Raw genomic sequence first — 19061 nt, 5'->3', positions numbered from 1 at the left:
GTCCGGCGAATTTCTGCCAACGCGCGCCGTCGCTTAAGCGAATGTGCCCAAACTTTGGCATTTCCAACATTTTCTTGCCGCATTTCTTGTCACGGATCGTCAGTAACTTAGTCAGTTAGCTGGCGTGTGGCTGATGCCCAACGTCCTTTTCAGTGCCCCAAACAACAACAAAAAGATCCGCGCCCACTACGGCCGTGGCGATGGGAAAGGTTACGCATGAATACCACCGCTTATTTTGACCCGGCAGAAGAAGATACTCCAGCTGGGATGGAGCCTGCACTGGCCTACACCGATATTTCAGACGTGCCCAGCGAAGGGACCGGGCTCGCAGGTGCGGCCTATGTTCCAGGCACAAAAATTTGGAACATCGACATGGCGCGTGTGGCCGCTGACGGTGATGCCGACGCTGAATTTGTATCCACTGAGTTAGGCTATGCCGCGAAATACTCCGACACTACGATTTCTGAGTTCTTAGGCGCTGACGCGGATAGCCTTGACAGAAACGGCGACCTCGAAATGGGGCCGTCGGCCCTGAGTTTTACAGGGTTCATCTATATCCCGCCCGGAGTTCACGAGATCACAGTCGTGTCCGATGACGGTTTCGATTTGAACATTGGGGGAGTAGACTTCAGCGAATATGCCACAGGGCGCTCGACAGATGAAACACCGCGTGTGGCTGACTTTGAAGGCGGTCTTTACCAGGTCGAATTGCTTTACTTTGACAGCGGCGGCGGCATGTCTCTTTCGCTGCAAATCGATGGTCTGCCAGTTGACCAAAGTGCGTTCTACCAATCAGAAAATGACTTTACAGATCAATTGTCGGCCGTGCCCACTGTTCTTGTTGATGACTATCACCCGTCGTTCTTTTTGGGCGAAGGTTCCCTTGAAACACCCGTCAACACCACAACGACCGACGGTCGCGATGTCGTGTAAGGAAACGGCGCCGACGACACCATCGACGGGATGGGTGGCGATGACGAACTCTATGGGGGGTATGGTGACGACCATCTGATCGGTGGCGAAGGTGATGACGTTCTCGATGGCGGTCGCGGTTCGGATCTGTTGGAAGGCGGCGCAGGCAATGATCTGCTAATTGCGCGTTCCGACGCAGGGGTTCAGAAGATCGGTCAACTGGCTATCGACATGCCAACGCGTGATGACCCTGATGGTGAAGTCGATCCCGTCACCCAAAAACTCGCCATTTACAACGATCAGCCCATTGTGGGTGACGACATCCTGATCGGGGGCGAAGGCGAAGACACATTCCTGATTTCCCCGCAAATCAACGCCAAGCTCGACATTATTCAACAGCACGTCAAACCGGACGGAACCATCAATTGGGCGGGGGTCGCAGGAGAAAACAACGAACTGCACGATCATTGGGTCGATAGCTTTGGCATTGATATCATTGCAGATTACAACGCCGACGAAGACAACATCGCCGTCATCGGTCACACTGCAAATATCTACGTCGAACACAAAGACGTCATGGGCGACGACGCTCTGGAAAGCATTATCACCGTCATTTCAAACCAGTATGGCGGCGGTGGTGCGCACGATATGGATCTGATTGGTCAGGTCATTGTCCATGGCGATCTCGTCGAAAAAGAAGACATCCAGATAGACACCAACGTCACTTACGGCATCGTCGACAATTACGCCGATGTGGCCGAAGCCCTGTTCCCGAATGGCCAGGAAAAGATCACTAGCGTCGATGGCGTGGACTACAAGGGTTACGATACGCGCACCCCGTCAGAGGGCGCAACCAAGGCCACGAACAATGGCATGGGAACTGAAAACACCGGCGCGGTGACTGGCGATCCGGCGGGTGCTTTCCAAAACAGCTATTTCGACGAAAGCATGTTGGCATCGGGGGCAGGTGACACCGAAGAGTTTCTGGAAACGCGCGCACCCTTCGAGCAATTGGGCACAGCAGAAGCCGACGATTACACCATCACCGGAACCAGCCGGGCAGACGACATCAGCCAGCCTATTCCGGATGCGCCCGAGGGGCTTCCGGGCGCTTTGGGGTATTGGAGTTTCGGGTCTTCCAATGAAGGTACCTACGCGGATGACCGCGGAGAAACCGGCAACGTCAAAGCCTATTCACTTCATGAAAACCAGGCACTTCTGCGCACTGACGGGGATGCTCAGGGTCCGGGCGGTGCCGGCGACAGCGCACTTTATTTCGACGGCGAGAATGATTTTGCCTATCTGGATCACGACCCTTCGATGTCAGTAACCCAAGGCACCATCGCCATGTGGGTGCGCCCCGATGACCTGGGCGACTGCGGGATGTTCGTGACCAAAGACCATCGCGGTCCGGAAGATGGTGGGCATTTCCGTTTGGGCTATGATCATGAAGGCGGTCTGTTCCTGCGCATGGCGGAAGGCGGCGGCGGCTCGAACCACGAGTGGAAATCCAGCAGTGTCCTGACCGAGGGTGAATGGAGCCATCTGGCCGTTTCGTTCACACAAGACGGTGTTACGGTCTTTGTGGATGGTGAAGCACTTGCAGATAATGCCTGGACCGCCTCCAGCGGCGACGTTGCTACGCCGGGTGCCTTTACCGAGGCGTATTTGCTTCAAAACGAAGAACCATGGGTATTTGGTGCGGACCAGTATAAGGCTGACGTAAACGACACCGCCCAGGAATTCGCAACCGACGCTGAAGACCTGCGCAATCCATTCGAGGGTGCCATTTCCGACTTCGGTGTCTGGGGAGGGTTCACACCAGAAGATGCCCTGAACGCCACAGAAGTTTCCGACCTATATGAAAACGGTCCCGGCGCAGCACTGACCAACCCGTCTGGTGTGGCTCCAATGCTGGCCGGTGATGATCACGTAATGGGCGAAGGCGGGAACGACACCATCGACGGTGGCCGTGGCAACGACCTGTTGGAGGGCGGATCGGGTGATGACACTTTGATCAGCCGCGCAGATACCGGCGAACAAAGGGCTGGTCAGTTGGTGCTCGACGATCCTTCGCGCCCTGAAGGGGACTCGATCCATCCTGAATATTTGAAACTCTATGATTGGATTGATCAGGACATTTCAGGCGACGACGTGCTTGTTGGTGGCGGCGGCGCTGACCACTTCCAGTTCGAAACGCTGATCAACGCAAAAAAAGATATCCTTGTTGAACACACAATGGACAACCGCATGATCCATTGGCACGGCGTTGCCGGTGAAAATACCTATATTCATGACCATTGGGTTGATGGTCTTGGCATCGACGTCGTCGCTGATTTCGACAAATCCGAAGGCGATACCATCTCGGTTATTGGCCATACAACAAACGTCGAGGTTGATTATCGGATGATCGATACCGACGGCGACGGTGTGGATGACGATGCCGTTTCTGTCATCACGGTCTACTCGCAACAAGGCAAAGGTGGCGGTGCCCACGACGAAGATTATCTGGGCTACATCGTTGTCCATGGCGATCGTGTCGAAGAGGACGACATCACCACAGACGCGGGCTCTCACATGGGTATTGTCGATACGATTGACGATATTCAGGAAGCGGTTGCGCCTACTGGTGAAACCAAGTGGATCGAACTTGAAGATGGCACTATGCACCTGGGCTATGACACCCGCGATATAGAAGGTGATCCGGTTAGCACCAGCCCTTGGGACTACTCCTCGAACAGCTGGTATCAGGACGGCGAGGTTGATCTGAAATCCGCGGTACCGGGCGGCTTAGAACAGCCGAACATATTGCTGGATCACCCCGGCGGTATCTTCGGCGGCACGAATGATCCCATCGAGATCCCGCATGACGATGTACACGCCGCCGACGACGGCACCTGGGCGTTTAGCTTCATCGCCAACAACCCCGGAAATGACCAGAAACAAGCACTTTTATCTAAAGATCACAGTGGCTTCGGAGAAGGAGGTCATATGACAACCTACATCACCAGCGGTGGTGTTTTGAAGGTGCGTTTTCAGGGCGAAGACGGCGAAAAATATCTGGTCGACTGGGGCACAAAAATCGAGGCTGGTCAGGAATACCACGTCGCCTTCACCTTCGACCAAGACGAGATTGCGCTGTATCTTGATGGTCAATTGATTGATGCCGACACAGGCTTCCCCGGTGGCATGTCCGGTAACTCTGAAGACCTGGTTCTGGGGGCTTCTACCCGGTCGCGTATTGACGAGAACGATAACCTAAACTGGCACTTCGATGGTTCCATCGACAATGTGCTGCTGCTGGATCGCCCACTGTCCGAGATCGAACTTCTGTTTCTGACCGAAGCTGGCGGTGATCCCGGCGCGTTAGACGTACTTCATGGCCGTCCGGTCGAAGAAGAGCCAGAAGATGGCGAAGAAGATGTGCCAGAAGATCCTCGTGGGGATCCACCCAACGAACCCGTCGCCGGTGAAAGCGGTGGAGTTGGCTCGATCTTCTCCAAAATCATGGACATTCTTCTGTCGATCTTCGGATTGGGCGGCGGCAGTAGCGACGCTCTTCCCCCGATCCCGACTGGTCCCGAAGAAGAGATCGAAATCCTTCTGACCGAGCTTGTGCCATCGACCGGCGACACGGATGCTGACGAGGAACTTCCTGAAGCCGACCCTCAAGAAGAGCTTGAAGTCATCCTCTGAAGCAGGTGCGCCCGGACTCCCGGCGTTCGGGCGCGCCGTTTAGGCCAAGCCACCAAATCGCACGCCTGACAAATCCGCCATTTCGCGCTTCCAGGTTGTCAGATCATCGGCGTTGAACTTTGACAGATGATCGTGCCCGCAGGCGCGCGCCATGACCTGCATTAGCTCTACGCTCGCCTCAAAGAAATTCGCCAACTGCCGCGCGGATTTCTCAACCACCAACCGGTTGACCAGATGCGGCTTTTGCGTCGCAATGCCGACGGGACAGTTATTGGTGTGACATGCCCGCATGGCGATGCATCCTACGGCCTGCATCGCGGCATTGGACACCGCCACGGCGTCTGCTCCCAATGCCATAGCCTTTACAAAATCGACCGGCTTTCGAAGCCCACCCGTAATCACAAGCGAGATATCACCACGCCCCAGAGTATCCAGATGCCGTCGCGCCCGCGCCAATGCCGGAATTGTTGGTACACTGATGTTATCGCGGAATAAAATCGGCGCAGCCCCGGTGCCGCCGCCGCGACCATCAAGGATGATGTAGTCCACACCAACGGCCAAAGCGGCATCGATATCCTTCTCGATATGTTGTGCGGACAGTTTGTAGCCAATGGGAATGCCGCCGGTACGATCACGTACCTCGTCGGCAAAATCCTTGATCTGCATCGGATCGGTCCATTCAGGGAAACGCGGCGGCGAAATGGCGTCTTGGCCCGGTTCCAGACCGCGAACTTCAGCGATTTTACCTTTCACCTTCTTGCCCGGCAGGTGGCCCCCCGTGCCGGTCTTGGCCCCTTGGCCGCCTTTGAAATGAAACGCCTGAACGCGGTCCAGCTTGTCCCACGAAAATCCGAACCTTGAACTTGCCAACTCATAGAAATACCGGCTGTTAGCCTCTTGTTCCTCGGGCAGCATCCCGCCTTCACCCGAGCAAATCCCGGTTCCAGCCAGTTCCGCACCCCGTGCCAGCGCCACCTTGGCGGGTTCCGACAATGCGCCGAAAGACATATCCGAAACGAACAGCGGTATCTTCAGCCGAAGCGGCTTCTGCGCATTCGGGCCGATGACAACTTCGGTTCCCACGTCGTCTTCGTCCAGCAACGGCGCTTTGTGCAATTGCGCTGTCAGCATCTGGATGTCGTCCCAATCCGGCAGCTCGGCGCGCGGCACACCCATGGCTTCCACCTTGCCGTGATGACCAACCTTTTTCAGACCATCACGCGCATATTGCTGGATCAGCCCGGTGTAAGGTTCTTCCTCTGTCCCGTGCGAAGTGTCGGCATAAAGCCCAAGATAAGCGTCGCGGTTGAACGGTTGCGGATTGTCCAGCGCCCAGGCCGCAATCTCATCCTGATCGACCAGCAGATCATCGCCCTCGGCCCAGGACTTGAATTTTGGCAATGCCTCGTCGTTGGCATATTCGCTAACGCCGCTGTCCAACCGGTAGTCCCAATAGTGCACACCACACATCAGGTTCTTGCCGCTAACAAATCCATCCGACATCAGCGCCCCGCGATGCAGGCATCTCCCATAAAAAACAGAGATTTCGTCGTCGAATTTCACCACCACCAAATCAACCTCGCCGACAAGGGCGTATTGTGGTTTGCGGTCAGGAAGTTGGGAAATTTTAGCAACAGAAACAGGAGTCATCGGGGGCGTCCTTAGCTGGTCAGGTCTCAACCCTACGCACGCCAATATTGTTCCGTCCAGCAAATTACCCAGACGCACAGAAGTCTATGCGTCTGGGGTTTTCTGTTCACGCAGCAGCCTTGGCTGTGTCCAATTCGGGCTTCGCTACCGGCTCCAGCCCGTGCATGATGCGACCGGTCAGTTCCTGCTGCTTCTTTTCAGGAAGCGGGTGGAACTGGCTGCCCTGAATGTCGCGGAACATGCGCTCAAGCCCATACTTGCGATAGAAACTCGACCCTCCGGCAACTTCCATGGCTTTAGCGACCGTATCGCGCAGCGCATTGGCGCAAATGGTTTTGCGCACCAATCCCGCACGGGCCAGTTCCGGGGACGGAGCAAAGTCGAAGTCGTTGCAAAGCCGGATCATATCGGCGACGGCCAGATCAGCAGTCGTCTTCAAGTTCTGCATCTCACCGGCCTGAATGTGGGCCAAAGCGTCGGTTCCTTTTGCCCGCTCCATTGCGATTTCAACGGCTGCGTCAGCGACACCAGAATAAGCCGACATGATTAGCGGCATCGCCACGGTCACAATGACACTGAACGCCGGGTGATATGGTCCGCGTGGCCGTTTAACCGCAATTGCAGCATCGGGCACGAAGGCATTTTCGATCTTGATCGTTTCCGAGCCGGTCCCGCGCATCCCCATGGTTTGCCAGTCGCCCATTGTGCTAACGCCTTCGGCCTTCAGCGACAGTGGGAAGTGAAGAACCATCGGGCCTTCTGCGGGGTCGTCATAAGCAATCGAGGTCACCATCACATCGCCCTTGGGCGAGCCGCTGGCAAAGGGTTTCATCCCGCTGACCAGGTAACCACCGTCCACTTTACGTGCGGACCCATTTGACGAAAGCCAATCATTTGCCCCCGTCGACACCAGGATCCAGTTGTTTGCCACTACCTTTTCCAACAATGGACGGCCGGGACGGCCCGCGCGGTCGTTGGCAACAGCAGCAGATACAAGATGCGAATGCATGGCCAGTGTCAGACCCGTCGCCGGGCAGGCTTTCGCGACGCCGCGCACAAACGCACACATCTCGCTGTGGGTCGCACCGCCGCCACCAAGATCGGTAGGGATAAGTGCCGTCAGAATGCCGCGCTCGCGCAGGATGTCATAATTGTCACCCATGAAGCCGTCAGTGGCGTCCATCCAGGCGGCGTTCTTCGCAAATGCGGGCGCGATATCGTCCAGTATTGCGGCCAGATCAATTTTCGTTGTCATGTCAGTAATCCTTTGAAGGGGCAGGGGCTAAACCCCTGCCGTTATTTGCGTTTTAAGAGTTGCCGCCGGGAACTGTGAAGATCGTGAACTGCACCAAACGGCACTGGTTCGGACCGGCTTCGCCTTGTGCACGCGCTGTAGCGGGCATCGGAGCAGGGATGCTTTCATCGGTGCAGCCGTCGCGATAGCTGTTCAACATCTCGAATTCACGTCCTGGCAAGACAGGGCCGTGGTCGTTGATGGCAAGATGCACTTCGGTGGTTTCACTGGACCGCAGGCCATTGCCGAACCAACCGCCAGACAGCGGGCCTTCTGCCTGGTACCAGTTGAACGAAGCCGTGCCGTCTTCGGCGACAATCACACCGCCGCCAAACCCGGCGTCTGCAGACACAATCTCACTGCGCTTCAGGACGTCCTTGCTGGTGCATTTGCCGTCGTTTTCGCAAAGGGATGGGTCATTCATCGTGACAAACCACATTGTATGAACGTGACCAGGTGTCAGCCCGACTGTGTTGAACGTGGCGAAAATGCCGTCTTCAACGCGACTGATCATGGAGGATGCGTTTTCAACGACCGTCACATCGCCCTGGCTTGGGTGGGTCATGACGGCGGAAGTTTGTGTCTCGCCTGCGAAAGCTGCGGTGGATGTCAGGGCCAAAGCGGCGGCAGTTGTAAGAGTAAAGCGTGTCATGTCGGTGTTCCTTTGTGTGTTTTCGGGTGCCCGTTATTGGGCGACACCGACTGCATAGCGGTCTCTGAATTGCCGGACTTGAGGACAATCTGTGGATTTCATGGTAAAATCTGAGGAAGCGAATTAATCTGCCGAAATGATACTGGCATTCGGTGATATCGAGGTGGACCCCGCGAAAGGGGAAGTGCGTAAAGACGGCACGCCGATCCACGTTGCGGCGCGGGCAATGAGCCTGCTCTATCTTCTAGCCAACAACGCATCCCGGATCGTGACCAAGGACGAGATTATCGAACGCATCTGGGATGGTCGCGCTATTACAGATGCCGCAATCTCGACGGTTGTGAAAGAAGCGCGCAAAGCTATTGGCGACGATGGCGCGCGTCAGGAAGTCATAAAAACCATTCATGGTCAGGGGTTTAGATGCGTTGCCGATGTGCGCATTTTGGGTCAGGCCCTGATCGCCGCAAGTGAAATGCCGGTCGAACCGCAAGGCACCATTTCTGAACTGGGGCGACAGGGGAAACCATCAATCGCCGTTCTGCCCTTTGGGGCCTTCGGTGCCACGGACTTTCGCGATCAGATGGGTGACGCTATTGCGGCCGACCTGATTGCCGCCCTTTCGCGCCTTAGGTGGGTCACGGTCACAGCGCGCGGATCGTCCTTTCGATTTCGTCAGGCTGATCCCGATTTTGCCTCGATCCAATCCCTTCTTGGGGTGCGGTATGTCTTGTCGGGGCTGATAGACCGCGCGGATCCTCATATTGGTGTGACAGTCGAACTTGCGCGCACGCACGACGGCACAGTGATCTGGAGCGACACATTCTCCGGCACGGTTGATCAGGTACATCAAATCCGTTCGGACATCATTGGGGCAGCGATTGCCGCAATGGAACTGCATGTTCCCCTAAGCGAGGCGGAAGCAGCCCGCATCGCCTCTCCGGAAAATCTGGATGCATGGGCTGAGTATCACATCGGCCTTCAGCACCTTTATCGCTTTAACCGCCGTGACAACGACATCGCGCAAGAAAGATTCAAACGCGCGATCCTGCAAGAGCCGGGGTTTGCCCGCGCGCACGCCGGACTTTCCTTCAGCGCGTTTCAATCGGCTTTCATGAGCTATTCTGACGATTTTGACATCAAGAAAATTATCGAAAGTGCGACGGCCAGCGCGGAAAAAAGTCTTGAGTTAGATATGCTTGACCCATTTGGAAATTATTGCATGGGACGTTCGCGTTGGATAGCCGGTGACGTGGAAGGCATGCAATCTTGGATGGGGCGAAGCCTTGAGATTTCGCCGAACTTTGCCCAGGGGCATTATGGACATGCGTTGTCGACAATGCTGCTAAGCGAAGGGGATCAGGCTATCGCCAAGAACCAAAAGGCCATGATGCTCAGTCCGCTGGATCCATTGCACTATGCGATGCTAGGTGTCGAATGCATGTCGCACATTGCAGAAGGGCGCCACGAAGAAGCGGCTGTATGGGGTGACCGCGGAGCCCGTGCACCGGGTGCACATTATTACATGTCGATGATCGCCGCGGTCTCTAACGACCTGAATGGAAACGCGGACGCAGCGAAAAAATGGGCCAGGGATGCTAAACGTCGCAGACCAGACGCCAATACCCAGCAGTTCTTTCAAGCGTTCCCGTTTGCTACACCTGATCAACGCGGCAAGTTCGAGCAATCTCTGAAGTCACTGGGGTTTTAGAACCGCTCGGCCTTTTTGAGTTCTGAATTTTCTTCTGTCAGCTTTGATAGAATCATTGCATGATGCCCCATGGCACGTCGCCCAACCATCTCAGATGTCGCGCGCTCGGCCGGGGTCAGTGTGGCCACGGTGGACCGGGTGTTGAATGCCCGCGCACCTGTCCGCGAAGAAACCCAGCGCAAGGTTTTTGCCGCTGCGCAACAGATCGGATTTCACGCCGTCGGGCTGATTGAACAGCGTGTCGAATGGGAAAAACCCGAGCTGGTTCTTGGATTGGTCCTGAATAAGGAACGTCAGGCTTTTTACAAATCCCTGCGCGCTGCCGCGATAACCGCTGCCGCCGCCGAAGACGGCATTCGCATTCGCCCGCATATCGTGTTTTCGGCCAGTCAGGCGCCCGCTGATATGGCTGCGCATTTCGAGGCGATGATAGGCACAGCCGATGTCGTTGCGTCGACCGCGATCAACCATGTTGCGGTGACCGATGCAGTCAGCCGCCTGAAGGATGAAGGCATCCCATGCTTTGCCCTAATGAACGATTTCGCACAGGGCGTGCGCCAAAGCTATATCGGCCTTAACAACTTAAAATAGGGCGAATTGCAGCACATATGGTCTCAACTGCGGCCCAGCGACCCGGCAAGATCGCGATCTTTGTCGGCGGTCACCGCTGGCACGGTCACGAGCTGCGCGAGACTGGTTTCAGAAGTTATTTTCGCGAGCACCGACCTGATGCCACGGTGCTGGACACATTGGTCAATCTCGAAACCCGGCAGTTAACTTATGAGGCGACGCTGGATCTGTTATCGCGTCACCCGGATCTTTGTGGGTTTTACTGTGCTGGTGGCGGCATGGAGGGGGCAATCGCCGCCCTTCGCGAAACCCGTGCGCCCGGCGAAGTTGCACTGGTCGTCAATGAATTGACCCCCGAAAGTCGGATCGCATTGGCCGAGCGTTATGTGACGATGGTCATCGGGACTCCGGTTGACACACTTTGTCGGGCGTTGGTGCGACTGGCGGCCCAAACATTGAAGCAAGACGCTGCGCCGTTACCCGGACAGCTATTTCTTGATCCCGCGCTTTACCTGCCTGAGTCGGTTTAGTGTGATAGAATTCTATCATTTCTCAACCTCAAGCGATTGCACCAATGATGGATTCTCGCGGTGCCGGAATTGACGGACCGGCGTTGCCTCGCCAGAGTCCGCGCGAACGCTGGCAAATGGATGTCAGTTAGAAATTTACTGGGTGCAGGTTGCCAACGACCTGAACTCTCGCCTGAAAAGATGAAGGAAACGTTATGAGCACGATCCGTCTTACCGCCGCACAGGCTCTCGTCCGGTATCTGACCGCGCAACTAACCGAAGATGGTGTCCCCTACATTGCGGGCGTCTGGGGCATTTTCGGCCATGGCAACGTCGCCGGAATTGGCGAAGCGCTATATGCCTCTCGCGAGGCATTGCCCACTTATCGCGGACACAACGAACAGTCGATGGCTCATACAGCAATTGCCTATGGCAAACAGATGCGCCGCACGCGAGCGATGGCCGTCACTTCGTCCATTGGTCCGGGCGCAACCAACATGGTAACCGCTGCGGCCCTGGCCCACGCCAACCGCCTGCCGGTTCTTTTGATCCCCGGCGACGTCTTCTCAACCCGTGGTCCCGACCCGGTCCTTCAGCAAATTGAGAACTGGGCAGACGGAACAGTCTCTGCCAACGATTGCTTCCGTCCGGTCAGTCGGTACTTCGACCGCATCTCGCGGCCTGAGCATATATTGACAGCTCTGCCACGCGCCATCGCCACAATGATGGACCCTGCCACATGCGGTCCGGTAACCGTCGCGTTCTGCCAGGATACCCAGTCGGAAGCCTATGATTACCCCGAAGAGTTCTTTAAGCCCCGGGTCTGGAAAATGCGCCGCATTCGCCCGGATGCCAACGAATTGGCCGACGTGACCGATGCCATTCGCGCAGCCAAAAACCCGGTGATTGTCGCTGGCGGCGGCGTGCTTTACTCTGGTGCGACCGAGGCGCTGAAGGCATTTGCCGAAGCGCACAATATCCCCGTGACCGAAACGCAGGCCGGTAAATCGTCGATGCCATGGGATCACCCGTTGAACCTGGGGCCCATCGGTGTCACCGGCGGTGACCCGGCAAACGATGCCTGTGGCCGCGCCGATCTGGTGTTGGGCGTGGGATCGCGCCTTCAGGACTTCACAACCGGGTCTTGGTCAATCTTCAAGGCACCCGAACGCACACTCGCCTGTTTGAACGTTCAGGCCTATGACGCCGTAAAACATGGCGCATTGCCGCTGAACGCAGATGCGCGTGTTGGTTTGCAAGAACTGTCGACGGGATTGGGCAGTTACAAGGCCGAAGCACCTGACGCAGCGGAAAAGACCACATGGTTCAACAACGTTGATCCGCTGACCGATGCGCCCAAAGATGGCAACGCCTTGCCAACTGACATGCAGGTCGTCGGCGCTGTTCAACGGTCCAGCACCGAAAAAACCATCGTTATGGGAGCCGCGGGCACCATGCCGGGCGAGCTGCATAAACTTTGGAAAGCCGGGGATGTGGGCAGCTATCACATGGAATACGGCTTTTCCTGTATGGGCTACGAGATCGCTGGTGCCCTCGGCGTCAAAATGGCCGACCCGGATCGCGATGTGATCTGCATGGTTGGCGATGGCAGCTATTTGATGGCCAACTCCGAAATGGCGACAGCCGCCATGATGGGCATCAAGTTCACTGTTGTGATCACAGACAACCGGGGATTTGGCTGCATCAATCGGTTGCAAAGCGCGACCGGTGGGGCAGAATTCAATAACCTGCTGGATCACTCCTATCATGTTAACCCGTCGATGATCGACTTTGCAGCACATGCCGCCAGTATGGGGGCCGAAGCCGTGCACGTGGGCTCGATCGCCGAACTGGAAGAGGCATTGGAGCGGGCAAAAGAAGCCGCTGGCCCATTCGTCGCTGTCATTGATACTGACCCATATCCATCGACCGAATTTGGCGGCAGCTGGTGGGAAGTTGCCGTGCCAGAGGTAAGCGAACGCGAAGAAGTTCAGGCAGCTCGGGTCAAATACGAAGCTGGCCTGAAGGCCCGTAACGAAACCTGAACAAGGCGCAGTCGAAATGAGTCATTTGCTTTGCAAACCCAACGGCACTGCCGGGAAAGTGCATGATATCACTCCCGAAAGTGCTGGCTGGGGCTATGTGGGCTTTGGGCTCTATCGGTTGACGGCTGGAGAACAGATTGCCGAAGCTACCGGAGGTCGCGAGGCTATTCTGGTGCTGGTCGAAGGCAAGGCGCGGCTGACCGCCAGTGGTCAGGATTTTGGCGAAATGGGCGAGCGGATGAACGTGTTTGAACGCACGCCGCCCCATTGCCTTTACGTGCCAAACGACGCCGACTGGACGGCACTGGCGACCACGGATTGCACTTTGGCCGTCTGTACGGCGCCGGGATCGGGCGGGCACGAGGCGGCCGTAATTGGCCCTGACGGTATCGCCACCGAGCCGCGCGGCAAGGGCACAAATACGCGCTATATCAACAATATAGCCATGGAAGGTCGCGACGTGGCCGATAGTTTGCTGGTGACCGAGGTGTTCACACCTTCGGGGCATTGGTCGTCCTATCCGCCGCATCGGCATGACGAAGACGACTTTCCAAACATGACCTTCCTGGAAGAGACCTATTATCATCGTCTGAACCCGGCTCAGGGCTTTGGAATTCAACGTGTCTGGACGGAAGATGAAACGTTGGACGAGACAATTTCTGTTTCAGATCATGATGTTGTCTTGGTGCCAAAGGGACATCACCCCTGCGGGGCACCCTATGGGTATGAGATGTATTATCTCAACGTGATGGCCGGGCCATTGCGCAAATGGCGATTCAAGAACCACCCGGATCACAACTGGATCGCTGAAAAAGACGCCTGATGTAGCGGGTTAACAAAATCTTATCGCAACGGTCGATGCCGAATTTTGTGCAGAGATCGCTTAATCTAAAAATTCTAATTATTTCAGCTTCGTAGCGCGAAAACCTCTGTCTGTATCGCGTCGGTAATGCGTCGTTATAGCGTCGGTGGCTGCGTGCGGAGTCTGTTAGATTTTGCGCTTATCAGCCATTTTGCGACCCAAGAGTTAACCTTTGATGAATGCCAGTCTGACAGGAATGGACACCATATATCTGAACGCGGGTGTCTCGGCTTATCGAACAAAGAAAAAGGCGGCATGCGCGAAGCGTGCCGCCCAAAATTGCTAATGCAACAGCCCAAGGGTAATTAGGCCGCTTTCTTGCGCCGGCGCATCGCTGCCAACCCGCCAAGACCACCAAAATCACCCATGTCGATCGTAAAAAGTACGAAATATTGCCGCCATTAGCGACCAGGGCAGTCACCAGCGGGTCATCATCGCCCAAAGTATGGGACCAAGAGCCCGAGTCCGTAGTTTCTTCGTCGTATTCAAATGAAAATTCGTCGCCAGCGACAAATGGAAAAATCGAATTACTGTCCTCTTTTCCTTCTTCAACACTGTTTTTGTAAACTATTGGCGATTTTCGTTTGGCACTTGTCAAAGCCTTGGCCGAACAATCCTGAACAATCATTGTCGCCAGAATACACGGTCGCTGTGCTCGCAGCTTCGGTTGCCATTCCTATAACTGTCGCAACAGCTAAGGTTTCTAAGAGTTACACAGGTTCCCACCCAGTATAAGCCGCACCCAACATTTGGGCGCTATACGCTGCTGGAAGTGTTTATTCATTATTCTTTCGAGAGGGAAAAATGTCATAGATTATCGTAAGTATTTGTTTTTCAACAATTTACCTTATCATTCGCCACCTCCAACCTGTTGCCGATCAAGGTTGAACTGGGGGCATAACTTTTAAAAATCGCCCTTTCGGGTCTTCTTCTCAAACAAGCAACGAGGAGGAGTTCGTGCGTGACTTGGCTAAAAAAACGGCCACTCAGTACGAATCACAGCTACTAAAAATCTCGGCAGGTCGAGTTATCTAATGACTTCAGGTTTTGGGCTAACTTTCGATTATCGCGACAATGGCATTGAGTTCAGTTTTATTGTTTCTTTTAATAAAACAACGCTCGCGGTATGCGTGTTAAACACTGATGGCAGTGCATAATTTGAGCAGTATTTCGCCACTTTTTCGCCGCATTTCTTGGTCGATGAGCAAAAACCGGTTAACGTCATCGTGTAATTGCTGCGCGCCCTATTAATTTTGCGCACGTACCTTTGGTGGGGGACACTATGAATATTACAAGAACGCTATTATTGGCGGCCTCGTTGTCAGTTGCAGGTGCAGCGGCAGATGCGGCCATTTTGGGATTTGATTTCGAAGACGCTAACAACGGCTGGAAAATCTACGAAAAGGATGGGTACATGTTTGACCCGTCCAACTTGAACAGTTCGACCAGATGTGCAGACGATGGGCCAAATCCAAAGCACTGCTTCCTGGAGACGACACAAGGTGATCCGACAGTTTTGTCGCCTGACTTGATCGATGATGCGACTGAAGATGCCGAAAGGTATCACGACGGTGAGTTCACAGAAGATGAAGAATTCGATCTGTTGGCGTTCTACATCAACTTCCAGGGCACAGGTGCTAACGACGACAACACCATGTGGCTATATGATCAGGACATCGCCTTTGACGATGAACTTGAGACCTGGTCAGGCACCGGAGAAATTCTTGCCTTCACACTGGACGCAGCCGCAGACAGCTTTGAAGGGCTAGACATCTATCTTGCAGGTGATGTCGGAAGTGGACCACTAGGAGCGGATCATCTACTGAGCGATCAGATCGGCTATATCGTTGTCATCCAGGAAGGTTACTTTGAGGGCATCAACACCTTCACATGGAATGCGTCCAATGGAGCCAACAACCGCGTTGACTGCGTATACATCGGAACAAATCCAGAGGATAAGGCGAACTTCAACGTCGGCAGTCTATTTGCAGAAGGCTGCGGAGCACCGACCATTATCCCTGTCCCGCCAAGCCTGCCTCTGATGGCTGCCGGACTTGGTATCCTGGGTGTTCTTGGCAGACGTAAGATGAAGAAAGCGGCCTAAGTCAGGGCGCACTGCCAAATCGAAATTGAAAAGGGGCTGCCGATTGGCCGCCCCTTTTTCTTTGTCTGAACTTCGTTTTGGTCCGTTGGTTAGATATCCCGGCCCACGGTCAAACGCTCCAACCGCTCTATTGTCTCTTGCAGCCCCTCGCGATTTGGGTTGATCCTGGCAACCTCTCGCCAGGCAGCCAATGCACCCTCGGGTTTGCCAATCTCTTCAAATATCAACGCAAGCCCGCTCATCGCGCCGAAATGGCGTGGGTTCAACGACAGGGTTTTCTGGATATCCTCCAATGACATGCCGAACTGACCGGTCTGATAATAGGCCGTGGCCCGCGCGTTATAACCTTCGGCAAAATCCGGCGCGTGGTCTATCAGGGCCGAGAAATGCTCGATTGCCAGTTTGAAATCGCTTTCGCTCATCGCCTGTCGCCCGCGCGATAAAAGCAAATCCATGGACGGAGAACCGGATTGCGACCAGATCACCTGAATGCGGCCTTCAATCTGGGCCGAAGCTGCGGTGTCGGCGGTTTTCAGCCCCTCAAACAGCGTGTCCAGTTCCGCATCCTGCGCATTGGCAGAGGGCAGGAAAACCAGACTTGCGAAAACTGCCGTTACGGCACATTTGAGGTATGAAGCATTCTTGGGCATGTCATTTTTAAATCTAACGCAATCCGGGGAAATTACGAGACCCGGGAAAGTCACAAATAAAGGAAACCGTTTTGAGCGAGACTATCGACAAAGCCGTGCAGGCGCTGAACGCCAAGCTGGACGGTGCAGGATTTGACGGTTCGGCCAAGTTTGCCATCGAAGGCGAAGGCAGCATCGTGTTGGATCAGGACGGCGTGCGGGCCAGTGATGATGACACCGAAGTGACACTGACTGCTGATGTCGAGACCTTTCAGGATTTGCTCTCCGGCAATTTGAATGCCACATCGGCGTTCATGACGGGGCGTTTGAAACTGGACGGCGACATGGGCGTGGCCATGCGCCTTGGTTCGGTGCTGTCCTGACCGATATGCCACCCTTCCACGCCGCTCTGGCCGAAGGCCCTGAGCAGGTTCAGCTCAGGTGGGTCGCCACCGAGGATGGCGTGCGGCTGCGGCTGGGTCTGTGGACAGCCGCCGACGCCCGGGCAACGGTTCTGCTGTTTCCCGGCCGCACTGAATATCTTGAGAAATACGGTCGCGTGGCGATGGACCTGATCAAGGCGGGTTTCAACGTTGCCGCGATCGACTGGCGCGGGCAGGGGTATTCTGACCGCCTGATTGCAGACACACGGCTGGGGCACGTCCAGAACTTCGCCGACTACCAAAAGGATGTGCGGGCCTTCGTTGCTGCCGTGGATGCCTTCAAGCTGTCTGGCCCGAGGGTACTTCTGGCTCATTCCATGGGCGGATGCATTGGCCTACGCGCGCTGATAGATGGATTGGCCGTCGAGCGCGCGGTTTTTTCCGCTCCGATGTGGGGTATCCATGTGATGCCGGCGTTGCGTCCGGCGGCCAAAGTCCTGCCCACGCTCGCGCGGCTGGCAGGGTCTCATCTGAAGGTCATGCCGGGCACGTCACCTGAAAGCTATGTGCTGGAAACAAATCTGGCCGACAGTCTTCTGACCAGCGACGTTGATCATTATGGCTATCTCCGGCGGCAGGCCGAGGCGTCAACTGAACTGGCATTGGCTGGCCCGACCATCCACTGGTTCGAGGTCGCCCACGAGGAAATGTCAGCGCTTTATGACGCAGCGCGCCCGGAAATTCCGGTTCTCACACTGGTTGGGACTAACGAGGAAGTTGTTGAACTGGACGCAATCAAGTCAGCCCACGACCTCTGGCCATCTGCAACACTGGAAATTGTCCCCGGCGCAAAACACGAAATGATGATGGAAGTGCCCGGCATTCGCAGCCACTTTATGAAGCGCGCCATCGACTTTCTGTCGGCGTCCTAAACGTCGATACCAGTAAACGCGGTTTTCAGGGCTTCGGACCAAGCGCCGCTCATGGCGCGAAAGGTCGCGTCCTGATCTTCGATGCGCCGTTGTTCGGTGATCCGGCATTCGTTAGCCGAGATTACGGCCAGATCAAGCGGCATTCCGACGCTCAGATTTGACCGCAATGTCGAATCCATACTCAAAAACACGGCCTTTTTTGCATCCGCCAATGACGTCTCGGTCGTGACAACACGGTCCAATATGGGTTTGCTATACTTATGCTCGCCAATCTGCAAGTAGGGCGTATCAGCAGTGGCTTCGATGAAATTGCCCTCGGGATAGATCAGGAACAGGCGCATATCCCCTCCCAGACGCTGACAGGCGACGATCATCGATGCCGAAGCGCTGGCCGCTGTTTCGCCCATACGGCTGCCAACTTCCTGACTGGTGTCATTCAGCGCCCGGCCAATCATTTCGGCCACTTTCAACATGGTCGGTGCCAGCAGAATTGAAGTTTCCGGCGTCGCCTCGGTGTCCGTGGTTGCTTCGTCCAGCCGCGCAATCGTCGTTTGAGTTACCGACAGGCTGCCAGCCGTCATGATCACGATTACCCGCTCACCCGGCACTTCGAACGTGAACATCTTTCGATATGTCGAAATGTTGTCCAACCCCGCGTTGGTACGCGTATCGCTCAGGCAGACGATGCCGTCATTCAGTTTCAGGCCGACACAGTAGGTCATGGACAAGTTCTTTGAATAAGTGCTTCTGCGCGCACTACTAATGGCAGGTGATGACGGCGGCAAGAGCGTCAGTACGGCGCATCCCCAATGACAATCATCTACAAAATTTCCGGGTATTTTAATTAAAATGGGGCGTGATCCCCACCCGGATCACGCCCCAGCCCCACCCAGACGACGTGCTGCAACCGGGACGGGTTACGCGCATCGCCGTGAGCAACTGGTTGTTAGCAGTTTATACTTCGTCACCGCCGTTGTTTTTGCCGCCGGATTTGCCGGGATCACCATCTTCGTCACCATTGCCGCGACCCGAATTTGGATTCTTGCCACCGTCATCGTCCGGTGTCGGTTCGGGATCAGGCGTTGGCTCTGGGTCCGGCGTCGGCTCAGGATCTG

The 19061-nt window shown here is 55.5% G+C and carries 14 protein-coding genes and 1 pseudogene; 9 read left to right on the top strand and 6 right to left on the bottom strand.

Features of this window, described 5'->3' with window-relative positions:
* Positions 1–216: 216 nt before the first annotated feature.
* Both GKR98_10865 and GKR98_10860 read left to right on the top strand, forming a co-directional pair.
* The gene (locus GKR98_10865) at positions 217–933 is read left to right on the top strand and encodes a hypothetical protein (protein QMU58648.1); all 717 of its coding nucleotides are present in this window, start codon (positions 217–219) and stop codon (positions 931–933) included.
* A 30-nt stretch (positions 934–963) separates the two neighbouring features.
* Complete coding sequence (locus GKR98_10860; protein QMU58647.1) at positions 964–4608, top strand: hypothetical protein; 3645 nt, start codon at positions 964–966, stop codon at positions 4606–4608.
* A gap of 39 nt (positions 4609–4647) precedes the next feature.
* Here the strand turns inward: GKR98_10860 and GKR98_10855 are convergent, their stop codons facing one another.
* The 3 genes from GKR98_10855 to GKR98_10845 all read right to left on the bottom strand — a co-directional run bounded on the left by GKR98_10855 (position 4648) and on the right by GKR98_10845 (position 8204).
* Positions 4648–6258, bottom strand: a complete 1611-nt coding sequence (locus GKR98_10855; protein QMU58646.1) for a Rieske 2Fe-2S domain-containing protein — start codon at positions 6256–6258, stop codon at positions 4648–4650.
* Positions 6259–6364: 106 nt separating this feature from the next.
* Positions 6365–7513, bottom strand: a complete 1149-nt coding sequence (locus GKR98_10850) for an acyl-CoA dehydrogenase (GenBank protein QMU58645.1) — start codon at positions 7511–7513, stop codon at positions 6365–6367.
* A 52-nt stretch (positions 7514–7565) separates the two neighbouring features.
* Positions 7566–8204, bottom strand: a complete 639-nt coding sequence (locus GKR98_10845) for a hypothetical protein (GenBank protein ID QMU58644.1) — start codon at positions 8202–8204, stop codon at positions 7566–7568.
* Between the two features lie 136 nt (positions 8205–8340).
* On the opposite strand from GKR98_10845, the gene GKR98_10840 reads away from it, so the two are divergent.
* The 4 genes and pseudogenes from GKR98_10840 to iolB all read left to right on the top strand — a co-directional run bounded on the left by GKR98_10840 (position 8341) and on the right by iolB (position 13859).
* The gene (locus GKR98_10840; protein ID QMU58643.1) at positions 8341–9912 is read left to right on the top strand and encodes a transcriptional regulator; all 1572 of its coding nucleotides are present in this window, start codon (positions 8341–8343) and stop codon (positions 9910–9912) included.
* A gap of 69 nt (positions 9913–9981) precedes the next feature.
* Positions 9982–11012: pseudogene (locus GKR98_10835) on the top strand (substrate-binding domain-containing protein).
* A 194-nt stretch (positions 11013–11206) separates the two neighbouring features.
* Entirely contained in the window at positions 11207–13036 is a 1830-nt protein-coding gene (gene iolD / locus GKR98_10830) for a 3D-(3,5/4)-trihydroxycyclohexane-1,2-dione acylhydrolase (decyclizing) (GenBank protein ID QMU58642.1), read from the top strand.
* Between the two features lie 16 nt (positions 13037–13052).
* A complete protein-coding gene (gene iolB / locus GKR98_10825) occupies positions 13053–13859 on the top strand; it encodes a 5-deoxy-glucuronate isomerase (protein QMU58641.1) in 807 nt (268 codons plus the stop codon).
* A 181-nt stretch (positions 13860–14040) separates the two neighbouring features.
* Here the strand turns inward: iolB and GKR98_10820 are convergent, their stop codons facing one another.
* The gene (locus GKR98_10820; protein ID QMU58640.1) at positions 14041–14526 is read right to left on the bottom strand and encodes a hypothetical protein; all 486 of its coding nucleotides are present in this window, start codon (positions 14524–14526) and stop codon (positions 14041–14043) included.
* A gap of 654 nt (positions 14527–15180) precedes the next feature.
* Between GKR98_10820 and GKR98_10815 the strand changes: the two genes are divergently transcribed.
* A complete protein-coding gene (locus tag GKR98_10815) occupies positions 15181–16002 on the top strand; it encodes a hypothetical protein (protein QMU58639.1) in 822 nt (273 codons plus the stop codon).
* A gap of 89 nt (positions 16003–16091) precedes the next feature.
* Here GKR98_10815 and GKR98_10810 read toward each other — a convergent pair whose 3' ends face one another.
* Positions 16092–16589: a tetratricopeptide repeat protein gene (locus tag GKR98_10810; protein QMU60061.1), complete on the bottom strand. Its 498-nt coding sequence runs from the start codon at positions 16587–16589 to the stop codon at positions 16092–16094.
* Positions 16590–16723: 134 nt separating this feature from the next.
* Here GKR98_10810 and GKR98_10805 point away from each other — a divergent pair, with 134 nt between their 5' ends.
* Together GKR98_10805 and GKR98_10800 are read left to right on the top strand one after the other, a co-directional pair.
* Positions 16724–17014: a sterol carrier family protein gene (locus GKR98_10805; GenBank protein QMU58638.1), complete on the top strand. Its 291-nt coding sequence runs from the start codon at positions 16724–16726 to the stop codon at positions 17012–17014.
* A gap of 5 nt (positions 17015–17019) precedes the next feature.
* Positions 17020–17946 carry an alpha/beta fold hydrolase gene (locus GKR98_10800; GenBank protein QMU58637.1) on the top strand — a complete coding sequence of 309 codons (927 nt, stop codon included), beginning with the start codon at positions 17020–17022 and terminating at the stop codon, positions 17944–17946.
* Here GKR98_10800 and GKR98_10795 read toward each other — a convergent pair.
* Positions 17943–18668: a peptidase gene (locus GKR98_10795; protein ID QMU58636.1), complete on the bottom strand. Its 726-nt coding sequence runs from the start codon at positions 18666–18668 to the stop codon at positions 17943–17945. The genes GKR98_10800 and GKR98_10795 overlap by 4 nt on opposite strands.
* Positions 18669–19061 lie beyond the last annotated feature (393 nt).

This window comes from Boseongicola sp., from assembly GCA_014075275.1.
Lineage (GTDB): Bacteria > Pseudomonadota > Alphaproteobacteria > Rhodobacterales > Rhodobacteraceae.
Note: the sequence above shows the minus strand (reverse complement) of the source record. Positions and strands in the feature narration are given on the sequence as shown.